Here is a 13,838-nt window from a genome sequence, read left to right as displayed (position 1 = left end):
CCCGGAAGGTATTAACCGAAGATTTTTTCCAGTTCGGCGCTGACTTCAGACACTTTACGGGTGCCGTCAATTTTGTGGTAAGCGGTGTGGCCCGCTTCCGCTTCTTTGCTGTAGTAGGCAATTAGCGGCGCGGTCATCTGATGATATTCCACCAGGCGCTTACGCACGGTTTCTTCCTGATCGTCTTTACGCGTGGTCAGCTCTTCACCGGTCACGTCGTCTTTGCCTTCCACCTTAGGCGGGTTGAAGGTCACATGGTAAACGCGGCCGGATGGCGCATGAACGCGACGACCCACGATACGTTCAACAATCAGCTCGTCCGGTACGGCGAACTCCAGCACGTTGTCGATTTTGATGCCCGCTTCCTTCATGGCGTCAGCCTGAGGGATAGTGCGCGGGAAGCCATCAAGCAGGAAACCGTTACGGCAATCTTCCTGCGCGATGCGCTCTTTAACCAGGGCAATAACCAGTTCATCAGTGACCAGTTTGCCTGCATCCATCAGTTCTTTGGCCTGTTGACCCAGCTCGCTGCCGGCTTTAACCGCTGCGCGCAGCATGTCGCCCGTGGAGATCTGCGGAATGCCGTATTTCTCCATAATAAACTGAGCCTGTGTCCCCTTACCTGCACCCGGAGCACCGAGCAGAATAATACGCATTGCGTAAATCCCCTTGCGAATCGCTTTAATCAAGTTATGTAGGGCATGAACATACCATCATGCCCCTGTATCCACAAGGAACGCGGCCGTTAAGCTGGGTTATCGCCCGGTAAAGTTACCGGTAACGCCAGGGGTTTCGGCATTATTGACGCCGCTTTAGCGCTTTACGGGCGCCGTCGTGCCGAAAGCCTTGTTTTCAGACAATTTCACCTTTTCGCCAGCAGGATCGCTACCGGTATAGTCCCTTGAGAGACGCGGTTTTCGGCAGGATCGCGCTTGCGGGAAAGCGTCGGGATGATAGGGAGTTGAGTTAAGAACCAGGCAGGAGGGAAACCAAACAGAAAGGCAGAGGGCGTTGCCCCCTGCCTTTGACCGATTTAGCCCAGCAGCAGCTGGTTCATGCGGCGGATAAACTGGTTAGGATCTTCCAGCGTGCCGCGCTCGGCAAACATCGCCTGATCGAGCAGCAGCTCAATCCACTCGCCGAAGCGGGCTTCATCCTGCGTATCCGCAGCGCGTTTAACCAGCGCGTGCTCCGGGTTCAGCTCAAACAGGTACTTCACTTCCGGCACCGGCTGGCCCGCAGCGGCGAACAGCTTCGCCATCTGGGTGCTCATGTCGTTGGCGTCGGTGGTGACGATAGCAGGCGTGTCGGTCAGGCGGTGCGTCAGACGCACATCCTTCACGCGCTCGCCCAGCAGCGTTTTCACGCGGTCGACAAACGGCTCCAGCGCTTTTTCCGCTTCTTTCTGCTCTTCGCTTTCTTCGTCTGCGAGCTTGCTCAGCGCTTCGTCCGCCTTGCTGACGCTCTGGAAGGTTTTGCCATCGAACTCGGTCAGATAGCTCATCATCCATTCGTCGATACGATCGGAGAGCAGCAGCACCTCGATGCCTTTCTTACGGAACAGCTCCAGATGCGGGCTGCTTTTCGCGGCGGCATAGCTGTCGGCGGTGATGTAGTAAATCTTCTCCTGCCCTTCCACCATGCGGCTGACATAGTCTTCCAGCGACACGGTCTGCGCGGAGCCTTCACTGCTGGTAGAGGCAAAACGCAGCAGTTTGGCGATGGTTTCTTTGTTGGCGCTGTCTTCAGCCGGGCCTTCTTTCAGCACCAGACCGAACTGCTGCCAGAATTTCTGATACTGCTCTTCGTCATCCTTCGCCACTTTCTCCAGCATTTGCAGCGCGCGCTTGCTCAGGGCGTTACGCAGATTCTGGGTAATGCGGCTGTCCTGCAGGATTTCACGCGAGACGTTCAGCGGCAGATCGCTGGAATCTATCAGGCCGCGCACGAAGCGCAGGTAGTTCGGCATAAACTGCTCGGCGTCGTCCATGATAAACACGCGCTGCACGTAGAGCTTCAGCCCGTGCTTGTGATCGCGGTTCCACATGTCCCACGGCGCCTGCGAAGGGATATACAGCAGGCTGGTGTACTCCTGCTTGCCTTCTACGCGATTATGGCTCCAGGTCAGCGGATCGGCAAAATCGTGCGAAACGTGTTTGTAGAACTCTTTGTACTCGTCGTCGCTGATCTCAGACTTGTTGCGCGTCCACAGCGCCTGCGCCTTGTTGATTTTTTCCCAGCTGGAGGTTTTCTCTTCTTCGTTATGCTCTTCGATCTCTACCGGCAGCGCGATGTGATCGGAATATTTGCTGATGATGCTGCGCACGCGCCACGCGTCCAGGAACTCGTCTTCGCCTTCGCGCAGATGCAGCGTAATCTCCGTACCACGATCTTCTTTCGTGATATCGGCAATGGTGTACTCGCCTTCGCCTGCGGATTCCCAGAACACGCCTTCATCCGCAGCGGCGCCGGCAGCGCGGGTGCGTACGGAAACCTTGTCCGCCACGATAAAGGCGGAATAGAAGCCGACGCCGAACTGGCCGATTAGCTGGCTGTCCTTCGCCTGATCGGATCCTAATGATTCCAGGAAGGATTTGGTGCCCGATTTGGCAATGGTGCCCAGATTCTCAATGACTTCGTCTCGCGTCATCCCGATGCCGTTATCGCTCAGCGTCAGGGTACGATTTTCCTTATCAACAGAAACACGCACGCGCAGATCGCCGTCGCCCGCGTAAAGTTCCGGCGAAGAAAGCGCGCGGAAGCGCAGCTTGTCGGCCGCATCGGAGGCGTTGGAGATCAGCTCACGCAGGAAGATTTCTTTGTTTGAATAGAGGGAATGGATCATCAGGTGCAGAAGCTGTTTTACCTCTGACTGGAAGCCACGCGTCTCTTGTCCTTTCATGGTCATTGCTACCTCAGTTAACTTGGCGGTTTACATTGAGAAGTAGAATGGGGACGACTGGCGGGTTTTCAAGACGGCACGACGCATCGTGCCGTTAAATGACTAAAATTTAATCTTGTGGCGCCCGGCCAGAGAGTGGGAAAGCGTGGTGCCGTCCACCATCTCCAGCTCGCCGCCAACCGGCACGCCGTGGGCGATGCGGCTGGCGTCAACGCCATACTGACCGCACAGCTCGGCAATGTAGTTGGCGGTCGCCTCGCCTTCAACCGTAGGGTTAGTGGCCAGGATCACCTCCTGAATCGTCTCTTTTTCCAGCCGTTGTTCCAGCCGGTCAAGACCGATATCGTTCGGGCCAATGCCATCCAGCGGCGAAAGGTGCCCCATCAGCACAAAGTAGCGGCCGGCGAACTGCCCGGTCTGCTCAATGGCGTGAATGTCGGCCGGGCTTTCTACCACGCAGATAAGACCCGTCTGCTGACGACGAGTATTCGCGCAGATGGTGCAGATTTCCTGCTCGGTAAAGGTGCGACAATCTGCACAGTGTCCAATTTCCGACATGGCGCGCGTCAGCGCCTGCGCCAGACGCATTCCGCCGCTGCGATCGCGCTGCAGCAGCTGGAACGCCATACGCTGGGCCGATTTCGGCCCCACGCCGGGCAGACAGCGCAGCGACTCCATCAGGCTTTCAAGGAGCGGGCTGGTCTGCATCAGAACGGCATCTTGAAGCCAGGCGGCAGCTGCATCCCGCTGGATACCGCAGACATTTTCTCTTTCTGCGCTTCCGCTACGCGACGGGCGGCATCGTTAAATGCGGCAGCGACCAGATCTTCCAGCATATCTTTGTCGTCTTCCAGCAGGCTTGGATCAACCTCTACGCGACGGCAGTTGTGTGCACCGTTGATGGTGACCTTCACCAGTCCCGCGCCCGATTCGCCCGTTACTTCCATGGCCGCGATCTCTTCCTGCACCTGCGCCATTTTGTCCTGCATTTGCTGGGCCTGCTTCATCAGGTTACCCAGTCCGCCTTTTCCAAACATAATTTTCTCTCTTAAGAAGGGCCGTACTCATGCCGCAGCACGGGAACAGCGTTTCAAAGGGGGCGAATACTCTCTTCATCCACGTCCGCATCAAAAAAGCGACACAGCGTCTGAATATGATTATCCGCGATAATTGACTGACGCGCCTGCGCCAGTTTCTCTTCGTAGATTTTTTGTCGCCACTCCAGCGGCGTCAGCACCGTCGGATTATCGTCTTCAATCAGCGTCAGTTCAACCGGCTTGCCTGCCGCCGCGCTCAGCGCCTCGCTCAGCGCTTTCTGCGCCGACGGCGAGTTCAGGTGACGCTGGCTGGAACGCAGGTGCAGACAGATCCCGTCTGCCGTCTGCTCTTTCCAGGCGTTCAGCGCCAGCTGCTGCACCAGCTTCGGCAGCGTCAGCCCGGCGATTTCCGCCGCCCAGGCGTCGCGCTGCTGCGATTCCGTGGTCAGCTTCGCCATCAGCTCCGGGGTTTTCTCATGTTCTAACGCCGTGCGCAAGGCTTTGGGCGTGGCCACCGGTTCTGGCTTCGCCTCGACGGTTTGCGCTTTCCAGCGATAGGCCTCCGGCTTTACCGGTTCAGTTGCGATAACGGCGCTTTGCCGCTTCTGACCACGCTCGGTCGCGGCAGCCAGCCGCTCCAGCGCCGAGCCTGCCGGCCGCGCATTGGGCGCTGCCGGCTCACTCTTTTTTAGTTTGGTCGCTCCCTGCTGGCGCATCAATTGCGTTCGCGCCTGCAACAGCTGGCTGGTGGTATCAGGCAGCGGCGCGCTGGCCTGCACGGTATGCGTCGGCGCCGGGCCTGCCGGCGGCTGGCTCTGCGCTGCGGACGGCGACGGGATCGTTTCCTGTTGGCCCGGCGCTGAAGGCTGAGCCTGCGGCACCATCGCAGGACGCGCGACCGGCTCTGCAATCACCTGTTTAGGATGAAAAGCCAGCGCGCGCAGCAGCGCCATCTCTACGCCCATGCGGCGATCGGGTGCCAGCGGCAGCTCTTTGCGGCCGACCAGCAGCGTTTGATAATAAAGCTGTACGTCGGCAGGCGGCAGAACGCGCGCCAGCTCGCGCAGGCGCTGCTCGGCAGTGGCGAACTCTTCGCCCAGCGCGGAGGGCAGCAGCTGTATCATCGCCACGCGGTGCAGCAACGTCAGCATTTCTACCAGCAGCGCTTCCCACTCGACGCCGCGTGAAGCGGCCTGGTCCAGCAAAGACATGACCTGCTCGCCTTCGGCGTTCACCAGCGCTTCGATCAGCGCCAGCGGCTGCTCGTCGTCCAGCGTGCCAAGCATAGTGCTGACCGTCGCCGTGGTGATCTGCCCCTGCCCCATGGCGATAGCCTGGTCGGTCAGGCTTAACGCGTCGCGCATACTGCCATCGGCGGCTCTTGCCAACAGCTGTAACGCGCGCGCTTCGGAGGCGATCTGCTCCGCTTCCAGCACGTGCTCAAGCTGGCCACGGATCTGGCCAACGTCCAGCGCCTTCAGATGGAATTGCAGGCAGCGCGATAAAATAGTGACCGGCAGCTTTTGCGGATCGGTAGTAGCAAGCAAAAACTTCACGTGCTCGGGCGGCTCTTCCAGCGTTTTCAACAGCGCGTTAAAGCTGTGCCGCGAAAGCATATGCACTTCATCGATCAGATAAACTTTAAAGCGGCCGCGCGCGGGCGCGTACTGCACGTTATCCAGCAGATCGCGGGTATCCTCGACCTTGGTGCGCGAGGCGGCGTCGATCTCAATTAAGTCGACAAAGCGGCCCTGTTCGATTTCGCGACAGTTATCGCATTTTCCACAGGGCGTAGCGGTAATGCCGGTTTCACAGTTAAGGCCTTTTGCCAGAAGACGGGCAATAGTGGTTTTTCCCACGCCCCTGGTGCCGGAAAAAAGATAAGCGTGATGGATGCGGCCAAGCGACAGGCCGTTCGCCAGCGCGGTCAGCACGTGCTCCTGACCGACGACATCACTGAACGCCTGGGGACGCCACTTGCGGGCCAGTACCTGGTAGCTCATTCGTGATTCATCATTGATTTATAGAGAATAATTCATCTAAACACCGTTAACCCGTGTTTTAGCCTCGTTGCTGATTGCCGCTACAGTGTACCAGTACGGCCTGGGTCATTCCTATCACTTTGCGTAAAACCAGCGGCTAAATCCGCTTGTGGCCAGCACCAGTAAAAACGCCGTTCAGATAATGATAAAAAAAGAATAGCGTGAAGTTGGGCAGAAAATTACCTGTTGCAGCCAGAAAACCGCACAACCCGAAAATCAGTCAATTTTCCTAAAATGACAAAACAGATTTACCCTCCAAAAATTAACGTATTTAATAACGACGCCCTAAAAAATAGCTTTATTAAACAATAGCTGGAGGAGCTGGAGTTATTTAAGAGTGAATCAAATTACATTATATTTAACCAATTGAAAATAAGCGATTTTATAAGAAAAATTTATACAATCCTTGTCAAATAAAACTAATGGACTGGTAAAATGGAAAATAAGAAAAGGACATTTCATCCTGAAAATCCGGGTATGCAGAATAAAAAAAGATGGCTCGGCGCTTTTAACGCGCTGGCGATCTTTATCTCGCCCGGCACCGTTTTTATTCATTCTGCCCAGGCGGAAGATAATATTACCGTCGGCGCCCAGGGCGGCGATGGCGGCAGCGGCAGCACCGCCAGCCTGCCGGGTGAAGCAGGCACCGGCGGCAACGGCGGCAACGGTGCTAACGCGGCGGGAAACGGCAACGGCAGCAGCGGCAGCAACGGCGTGTCGGGCAGCAACGGCGCCAACGGCACGCCGGGCGTCGACGGCGCGATCGGCACCAGAGGCTCCGACGCGACTGGCTCATTGCATAATGTGAAAGGACAGCTGGGCATACTGCAAATTGGCGGCGGCGGCGGCCATGGCGGTCTGGCGGGCGAAGCCTCAGCCGGTGCCGGCGGCGGCGCGGCAGGAAAAGGCGGAAACGGCGGCAGCGGCGGTAATGCAGGCATGGGCGGCGATGGCGGTAACGGTGGCGACGGCGGCAGCGGCGGTCATGGCGCGAACGGCGGCAGCGGCGGCGTCGCGGCGGCAGGCGGAAACGGCACGCTGACTATTAATCAAAGCGCTTTTACCAGCACGGTTCTGGCCGTCGGCGGTGATGGCGGCGCCGCCAGTGCGGGAGGAAACGGTCAGCCCGGCGGCGGCGGCGGTGCCGGAAAAAGCGGCGGCGAGGCGGGCGTCCCCGGTTTGCAGGCTGCCGGTGGGATGCCGGGCAACGGCGGCAGCGGTGGCGCGGGCGGCAAAGGCGGCAGCGGCGGCAACGGAGCCGATGGCGGTAACGGCGGCAGCGGCGTATTGACCCTCAACGGCACTACGGTAACGGTCAGAAGTACGCTGGCCGTCGGCGGCGCAGCCGGTGACGGATCGGACGGCGGCGATGGCGCAAACGGCGGCAACGGCGGCGATGCGGGACACACTGCCGATCCCTATATCGAAACCAACGTCACAGGCGAAACGGGCGACAGCGGCAACGGCGGCGGCGGCGCTAAAGGCGGAAACGGCGGGCGCGGCGCTAACGGCGGCAACGGTGGCGAAGGCAGGCTGTTGCTTAACAACAGCACCGTAAACGCGCAGGCGCTGAAGGTTGGCGCTAACGGTGGGAAAGGCGCTAACGGCGGCAACAGCGGCAGCAACGGCCAGGCAGGCGCGGCGGATAGCGTTGCGGCAGCCGGAAAAGGCGCAGCTGGCGGCCAGGGCGGTTTGGGCGGCAACGCCGGACAGGCCGGCACCGGCACGCTGACGGTGGAAGGCAGCACGCTGACCGTGACCTCCGGCATCTCTCTTGGCGGCGACGGCGGCAGCGGCGGCAACGGCGGTGCGTTACAGGGCAGCGTCGCCGCCGGTAGTGGCGGCAATGCTTCCAACGGCGCGGCCGGTACGCTGTGGTTTAACAGCGGTACGCTCAACAACGGCGGCACGCTACAGCTGGGCGGCCAGGGAGGCGATGCGGGCGATGGCGGCAGCAACAACGGTGCCAAAGGTCGCTCGGGCAACGGCGGCAAAGCGGGTAACGGCGGCAACGGTATCGCCATCTTCACCAGCGGCAGCGGCCAAATCGGTACAACCGTTCAGCTCGGCGGGGCCAGCGGCAGCCACAACGGCGTATTAAATAGCAGCGCCTGGGCGCAGACAGCTGGCGCTGGCGGCACGGGCCAGCTGGAACTGCGCGGCGGCACCTTTACCGCCGGCACGCTGGCTATCGGCACCGCCACGGTCTGGAACGCGCTGACCGGCGTCGCCTCAACGGCAGACGGGCGCTATTTGCAAAGCGGCGGGACTTTCCGGGTCAATAATACGGAACTGAACAACGGCAGCCTGATCGTCAGCGGCGGTACCTTTACCAGTAAAACGCTGGAGGCGACGCAGGGAACGCTGACCGTCAGCGGCGACGGCTCGATCGTTTTTGGCTCTACGGAGCTGAACGCGCATCACTGGCAGGAAAGCGTGGCGCAGCTTCAGCAAGCGCTGCAAACAAGCTGGAACGGCAAGCTGATCCTGAGCGGCGACGGCACGATCGATTTCGCCAGCAACGAGCTCGCCTGGCGGATCGGCGGCGATGAGGCAACGCAGGGATTAGGATCCTCTTCGCTAACGGTGATCCATGCCCGATCCTACATAGACTCCGGCAAAGTCGCGCTGGCGCTGGGCAATGCGCAGATTGACAATAAAGCCAGCCTGCTGGTGCTGACGGATGATGGCGTAGCCGCCGGTGAAAGTTTTACGATAGCAACAGGAGCAAACCCCCTGACGACGCCCGGCTGGCAGCAGGCGAACATTAATACCACCAGCCGTCTGATAATGGCGACCTCATCGACCGATGCAGAAGGAACGCTGCTTACGCTCGGCAATGCCGATTACAGCGCTGCCTTGCCGAAGCTCTCTGCCGGCTCGGTAAAGCTGCTTAAGGCGATGACTGCTGAAGTTGGGGTAAACACGGCTTCCGACAATGCTGCTCAGCAGTTCCTTTCACAAACGATGGACGTGCGCTACGTCAGCGATGCCGCGACCGCTGCACGCCTGGTGGAATCCGCCATTAACTTCGCCTCCGTGGCTAACGTTGCAGGCGCCAGCTATCAGACGATGTCTGCCGCGACCCGCGCCCTCGCCCGCCATCTTTCCCAAAGCGAACATCTTTTTGACGGTACGCCGCCGGAAGAAGGCTTTAATCTGTGGACATCGCTGTTCTACGATAACGCCCGTCTGAAAGGCTATAGCGCTGGCGGTTTTGACAGTAAAAGTAAAACCAGTATGGGCGGCGCTTTTATCGGCGCTGAAGATACGTTGATTACGCAACAGGGCGCGATCCTGAAAACCGGCGTCGCACTGCATACCGGCCGGGGAAAAAGCAAGACAAGCGGCAATCTCTATCCGGTGAAAAACGACCTGGATTTCTGGGGCGGCTCCCTGTACGGCAGCTGGTTGAACAATAACTGGGATCTGGTGGCTGACGTAGACTACTCGCGGGTGAGCCATGATATGAAGATGTCGCTTCCGGCTGCGGGCTACCCAACCCTCTCAGGCGAAGCGAAATCAACCATCATAAGCGCCGGGCTGACGGCGGAGTATCTGTTCAACCTGGAATATCTGGATGTGATACCGCATATCGGCCTGCGCTACACCCGGCTGAAAACCAATAGCTTTACGGCGAAAAGCAGCGGTAAATCCTTGTTCAATAACGCTGCCGCTTCGGCCTCGCTCTGGTCGGTGCCGCTGGGAGTCAGCCTGGCTCGCGAATTTCAGTACGAATCGGGCTATACGCTGAAGCCCAGAGTGGATCTTTCATTTATCGCCACCACCGGCGATACCACTCACGGTACCCGCGTCAGCATGGCCGACGTTAGCGGCACGGGCTGGAGCGAGTCCCGGCTTGCCGACGGTTCGGCTTTCAGCTTCAGCACGGGCGCGGTGCTGCAAAAAGGCGATCTGACCTATGGGTTGCATTACGACCTGCAAAAATCGTCGCACGAAACTGCTCAGGCGGTTTCGGCCTCCTTCAACATAAAATTTTAAATAAAAAAAGGCTGGCAAGCGCCAGCCTTCTTTTTTTCTACAACGGCTTAGTGACCGGGGAAGTTCACCAGGCTGAAGCACTCCAGCCCCATCGCCTTCAGGCGCGCTTCGCCACTCAAATCAAACAGATTGATGATAAACGCCGCGTCTTTTACCTCGCCGCCTGCGCGACGGATCAGTTTGACGGTCGCTTCAATCGTGCCGCCCGTAGCCAGCAGATCGTCTACCACCAGCACTTTGTCGCCCGGTCCGATGGCATCGCAATGCAGTTCCAGACAGTCCGTGCCGTATTCCAGCTCGTAGGTTTCAGCGAAGGTTTTACGCGGCAGCTTGCCCGGCTTGCGTACGGGTACAAAGCCTACGCCAAGTGCCAGAGCCACCGGCGCGCCAAACAGGAAGCCGCGCGCTTCGGTACCTACAACTTTAGTAATACCTGCATCACGATAGCGTTCAACCAACAGTTCAATGCTGAGTGCATAGGCTTTTGGATCTTCCAGCAGGCTGGTGACGTCACGGAACAGAATGCCTGGCTTAGGATAATCCTCAATGCTTTTGATACTGTTTTTAAGAAATTCAAGCTGCTGCGCAGTCGCGGTCATAGTGTTATGCCTGGTAAATACAAATCTGACTCGCGCAGCTTCGTTGCTCTGGCGAGGAAGTCGCAGAGCAAGACGGGAGTGTCCGGGGGAAGCCACGCACGAAAACGACCAAATCTATGCAAATCGTCCGACAATTGCAACCGTCGGAAGCAAAATCCACGTATTTGTTGCCCTTAATCAACCTGAGTCGCTCAGGAAAAAGCAGACCAGCGCACAGATCGATCAAATTAAGCGTATTATAGGCGCGGCTCACCAGGGGAGAGAGAAAAATGAAAAGCGCCCATTTGCTTGAGCAGCTGGAAGCAAAGCTGGAAGAACTGGCGCAGACCATTGCGCCTCACGCTAACCAACGCACCGCGAAAGCGCGTTTTGACAGCCAGCTGTTTCACTGCCACGGTACGCGGCTTGCCGACTATCTACAGGAAGCGCGGCAAAGTATGGCCTTACTCAGGCAAAGCGTAAACGGCCACCGCACGGAGCGCGTTGCCTGGATGGCCGAACGCGTGGTGCTGCAGATAAGCGCGCTACAGCGCGAGCTGGCTACGCTAAAGCTGCGCAACAGCGAAACCAGACCGGAGCCAGAGCCGGAGAATCTTTACGAGAAGCTGGCGAAACATCAGGATTACGAGCGCCGCCTGCGCGCGATGGTCGCCGATCGGGAAAGCCAGCTTGCTCATCAGGAAACGCTGGCGCAGCAGCGGAAGCTGCAGCAGGAAATCGCGGCGCTGGAGGGGCGGCTACAGCGTTGTCTGCTGGCATTAAAAAAAATCGAGCGCGCGATTGAAAACCGCGACCGACAATGAGTACGCAGCGGCGTTGCTATACTTTTTGAAAAAGCTGACTGGAGATCGCAAATGGGACTTCTCTCCTGGATAATCATCGGGCTATCGGTAGGATTCGTTACCCGCTATGTCTTTCCTGGCCGCCCCGGCGGCCTGATAGCGACGCTGGCGCTGGCCATCATCGGCTCGCTGGTCGGCGGCTATATCGGGGTCTTTTTTAATTATGGCAGCCTGGCCGTAGCGGAACCCAGAGCGCAGCTGATTGCGCTGGCTGGCGCACTGCTGATGGTATTGGTTGCTAAAAAACTCCGTATTTAAATCGGGAGAAGAATATGTCGCTGGAAAGCGCGCCAGAAGAAGTAAAGCTGGCTGTTGATTTGATTATGCTGCTTGAGGAGAACCAGATCGCGCCGCAAACGGTACTGGCTGCTTTAGCTATCGTGCAACGAGATTTTGAGAAAAAGGCGCGCGGCGAAAATCCAGGCGCCCTTCCCTAGCAGGCGGCCTTGCGGAGCGCCGGGCTGTGCATGACGGTATCAAGCAGCACCTCTACCAGCTGCGGCGCATCCGAAGCCAGATCGAAGCTTTCCGGCATAAACAGCCAGTTTTCCATAATACCGGTTATATAGCCGCGCATGACCACGGCCGTTCGCCGCGTATCCAGCTCGCCCGGCAGCTGCTGCTGCGTCATGCACTGCCGCAATACATCTTCAATTTTGTCGTAACATTCCAGATATAACGTTTGCTGCATCATTTGCAACGTGGTCATTTCGCCGACAAATTCGCATTTATGAAAGATAATTTCCATCAATGCCCGCCTGCGCGTATCCCTTACCGTAGCTTCAAGGACATAAGTCAGCATGGCGCGTAAAACAGAGAGTGGATCGGATGGGTATTTTAATTGATACTCAAGCTCTATATTCTCCAGTCCGGTCTCGGACTGCGCCCATATTTCATTGAGCAAATCGGTTTTGTTTTTGAAGTGCCAGTAAATTGCGCCACGCGTTACGCCGGCAGCGGCGGCGATGTCGGCCAGAGAAGTTTTCGCTACACCATGCTCGGAAAACCTGGCGATAGCTGCGTCAAGGATATGATTTCGTGTTTCTAACGCCTGCTGTTTGGTTTTTCGTGCCATAGGGGGATGTTAACAACCAGGGTGCACTTACATACATTTGCGAATGTATGTACCATAGCACGACCATAATTTAAACGCAGCAATGGGTTTATGGATTTTGTGATCCATTGAACAATCGATATCGGACACTCGAGGTTTATTTATGAACAAAAACAGGGGGTTAACGCCTCTGGCGGCCGTTCTGATGCTTTCAGGCAGCCTGGTGCTAACGGGATGTGATAACAAAGACGCACAACAGGGCGGTCAGCAAAAAGCGCCGGAAGTGGGCGTACTTACCCTGAAAAGCGCACCGCTAACCATTACGACCGATCTTCCGGGTCGTACTTCCTCGTTCCGTGTTGCAGAAGTTCGCCCTCAGGTTTCGGGCATCATTCTCAAGCGTAATTTTGTGGAAGGCAGCGATGTAAAAGCCGGTCAGTCACTTTATCAGATTGACCCGGCGCCTTATCAGGCGACCTACGACAGTGCGAAAGGGGATTTAGCTCAGGCTCAGGCCAACGCGCAAATCGCCGCGCTGACCGTTAAACGCTATAAGCCGCTGATGGGTACCAAATATATCAGTCAGCAGGACTACGATAACGCCGTATCGACGCAGAGCCAGACCGCCGCAGCCGTACAGGTGGCAAAAGCCAGCGTAGAGACTGCCCGCATCAATCTGGCCTACACCAAAGTGATTTCGCCTATCAGCGGTCGCATTGGTAAATCTGCCGTGACCGAAGGCGCGCTGGTTCAGAGCGGCCAGACCACTGCTCTCGCCACAGTTCAGCAGCTTGATCCTATTTACGTCGACGTCACGCAATCGAGCGAAGATTTCATGCGTCTGCGTCAGGAGCTGAACTCTGGCAAGCTGCAGCAGGCCGACGGTAAGGCAAAAGTGAAACTGTTATTACCGGATGGTAGCGAATTCGCGCAAAGCGGAACATTGGAATTCTCCGATGTGACGGTGGACGAAACGACCGGTTCCATTACGCTGCGCGCCGTGTTCCCTAATCCGGATCATTCGCTGCTGCCCGGTATGTTTGTGCGCGCTCGCCTGGAAGAAGGCACCAATCCTTCCGCGCTGTTAGTGCCGCAGCAGGCCGTTACCCGCACGCCAACCGGCCAGGCTACGGCAATGGTCGTGGGCGCGGACAATAAAGTGGAATCCCGTAATTTGACCACGGAACAGGCAGTTGGCGACAAGTGGCTGGTTACGGCAGGTCTGAAAGAGGGCGACCGTGTCATCACCACCGGTGTACAGCGAGCCAAAGCGGGCGCCACTGTGACTCCGCAGGAAGTGAGTGCAGACGACGTGACCAAAACGCAGTCTGACCAACCGAAGTCTTAAACAGGAGCCGCT

The 13,838-nt window shown here is 57.7% G+C and carries 12 protein-coding genes and 1 other annotated feature; of the genes, 5 read left to right on the top strand and 7 right to left on the bottom strand.

Going from position 1 to position 13,838, the window contains the following annotated elements; translation table 11 throughout:
- Nucleotides 1-11: 11 nt before the first annotated feature.
- From adk to dnaX, 5 genes are all read right to left on the bottom strand, one after another.
- The gene (gene adk / locus AB3U87_RS08125; protein WP_253455012.1) at nucleotides 12-656 is read right to left on the bottom strand and encodes an adenylate kinase; all 645 of its coding nucleotides are present in this window, start codon (nucleotides 654-656) and stop codon (nucleotides 12-14) included.
- Between the two features lie 377 nt (nucleotides 657-1,033).
- Nucleotides 1,034-2,908 carry a molecular chaperone HtpG gene (htpG, locus tag AB3U87_RS08120; protein WP_253455013.1) on the bottom strand — a complete coding sequence of 625 codons (1,875 nt, stop codon included), beginning with the start codon at nucleotides 2,906-2,908 and terminating at the stop codon, nucleotides 1,034-1,036.
- 96 nt (nucleotides 2,909-3,004) lie between these two features.
- Entirely contained in the window at nucleotides 3,005-3,610 is a 606-nt protein-coding gene (recR, locus tag AB3U87_RS08115; protein ID WP_301252356.1) for a recombination mediator RecR, read from the bottom strand.
- Nucleotides 3,610-3,939 (bottom strand): YbaB/EbfC family nucleoid-associated protein, encoded by a 330-nt coding sequence (locus AB3U87_RS08110; protein WP_125288461.1) that lies wholly within the window; start codon nucleotides 3,937-3,939, stop codon nucleotides 3,610-3,612. The genes recR and AB3U87_RS08110 overlap by 1 nt, the downstream gene beginning before the upstream one ends.
- A gap of 53 nt (nucleotides 3,940-3,992) precedes the next feature.
- On the bottom strand, nucleotides 3,993-5,942 hold the full coding sequence (gene dnaX / locus AB3U87_RS08105) for a DNA polymerase III subunit gamma/tau (RefSeq protein WP_253455015.1): 1,950 nt from the start codon (nucleotides 5,940-5,942) through the stop codon (nucleotides 3,993-3,995).
- Nucleotides 4,587-4,648: a sequence feature (DnaX frameshifting element), on the bottom strand. (Overlaps the previous gene by 62 nt.)
- 516 nt (nucleotides 5,943-6,458) lie before the next feature.
- Here dnaX and AB3U87_RS08100 point away from each other — a divergent pair.
- Entirely contained in the window at nucleotides 6,459-9,983 is a 3,525-nt protein-coding gene (locus AB3U87_RS08100; RefSeq protein ID WP_394148816.1) for a hypothetical protein, read from the top strand.
- Nucleotides 9,984-10,030: 47 nt separating this feature from the next.
- Here the strand turns inward: AB3U87_RS08100 and apt are convergent, their stop codons facing one another.
- The gene (apt, locus tag AB3U87_RS08095; RefSeq protein ID WP_253455016.1) at nucleotides 10,031-10,582 is read right to left on the bottom strand and encodes an adenine phosphoribosyltransferase; all 552 of its coding nucleotides are present in this window, start codon (nucleotides 10,580-10,582) and stop codon (nucleotides 10,031-10,033) included.
- A gap of 269 nt (nucleotides 10,583-10,851) precedes the next feature.
- Here apt and priC point away from each other — a divergent pair, with 269 nt between their 5' ends.
- From priC to rsmS, 3 genes are read left to right on the top strand one after another with little or no spacing between them, the layout of a single operon-like run.
- Nucleotides 10,852-11,385: a primosomal replication protein PriC gene (gene priC, locus AB3U87_RS08090; protein WP_253455017.1), complete on the top strand. Its 534-nt coding sequence runs from the start codon at nucleotides 10,852-10,854 to the stop codon at nucleotides 11,383-11,385.
- 51 nt (nucleotides 11,386-11,436) lie between these two features.
- On the top strand, nucleotides 11,437-11,682 hold the full coding sequence (locus tag AB3U87_RS08085; protein WP_253455019.1) for a GlsB/YeaQ/YmgE family stress response membrane protein: 246 nt from the start codon (nucleotides 11,437-11,439) through the stop codon (nucleotides 11,680-11,682).
- Between the two features lie 14 nt (nucleotides 11,683-11,696).
- On the top strand, nucleotides 11,697-11,861 hold the full coding sequence (rsmS, locus tag AB3U87_RS08080) for a pleiotropic regulatory protein RsmS (RefSeq protein WP_253455020.1): 165 nt from the start codon (nucleotides 11,697-11,699) through the stop codon (nucleotides 11,859-11,861).
- Here the strand turns inward: rsmS and acrR are convergent.
- Nucleotides 11,858-12,499, bottom strand: a complete 642-nt coding sequence (gene acrR, locus AB3U87_RS08075) for a multidrug efflux transporter transcriptional repressor AcrR (RefSeq protein ID WP_301252353.1) — start codon at nucleotides 12,497-12,499, stop codon at nucleotides 11,858-11,860. The two genes, rsmS and acrR, sit on opposite strands and share 4 nt — an antisense overlap.
- A gap of 142 nt (nucleotides 12,500-12,641) precedes the next feature.
- Here acrR and AB3U87_RS08070 point away from each other — a divergent pair, with 142 nt between their 5' ends.
- Nucleotides 12,642-13,826, top strand: coding sequence for an efflux RND transporter periplasmic adaptor subunit (locus AB3U87_RS08070; RefSeq protein ID WP_253455023.1), 1,185 nt, complete (start codon nucleotides 12,642-12,644; stop codon nucleotides 13,824-13,826).
- The last annotated feature ends 12 nt before the right edge of the window (nucleotides 13,827-13,838 follow it).

Origin of the sequence: Erwinia plantamica, from assembly GCF_043420595.1 — a bacterium.
Taxonomy (GTDB): domain Bacteria; phylum Pseudomonadota; class Gammaproteobacteria; order Enterobacterales; family Enterobacteriaceae; genus Erwinia; species Erwinia aeris.
The sequence above is the reverse complement of the archived record's forward strand: the minus strand, read 5'-3'. Positions and strand labels throughout refer to the sequence as shown.

Coding starts and splice junctions, on each gene's coding strand:
- recR (WP_301252356.1), bottom strand. CDS start 3,610: ATGCAGACCAGCCCGCTCCTTGAAAGCCTGATGGAGTCGCTGCGCTGT.
- AB3U87_RS08110 (WP_125288461.1), bottom strand. CDS start 3,939: ATGTTTGGAAAAGGCGGACTGGGTAACCTGATGAAGCAGGCCCAGCAA.
- acrR (WP_301252353.1), bottom strand. CDS start 12,499: ATGGCACGAAAAACCAAACAGCAGGCGTTAGAAACACGAAATCATATC.
- AB3U87_RS08085 (WP_253455019.1), top strand. CDS start 11,437: ATGGGACTTCTCTCCTGGATAATCATCGGGCTATCGGTAGGATTCGTT.
- htpG (WP_253455013.1), bottom strand. CDS start 2,908: ATGACCATGAAAGGACAAGAGACGCGTGGCTTCCAGTCAGAGGTAAAA.
- AB3U87_RS08100 (WP_394148816.1), top strand. CDS start 6,459: ATGCAGAATAAAAAAAGATGGCTCGGCGCTTTTAACGCGCTGGCGATC.
- adk (WP_253455012.1), bottom strand. CDS start 656: ATGCGTATTATTCTGCTCGGTGCTCCGGGTGCAGGTAAGGGGACACAG.
- AB3U87_RS08070 (WP_253455023.1), top strand. CDS start 12,642: ATGAACAAAAACAGGGGGTTAACGCCTCTGGCGGCCGTTCTGATGCTT.
- rsmS (WP_253455020.1), top strand. CDS start 11,697: ATGTCGCTGGAAAGCGCGCCAGAAGAAGTAAAGCTGGCTGTTGATTTG.
- apt (WP_253455016.1), bottom strand. CDS start 10,582: ATGACCGCGACTGCGCAGCAGCTTGAATTTCTTAAAAACAGTATCAAA.
- priC (WP_253455017.1), top strand. CDS start 10,852: ATGAAAAGCGCCCATTTGCTTGAGCAGCTGGAAGCAAAGCTGGAAGAA.
- dnaX (WP_253455015.1), bottom strand. CDS start 5,942: ATGAGCTACCAGGTACTGGCCCGCAAGTGGCGTCCCCAGGCGTTCAGT.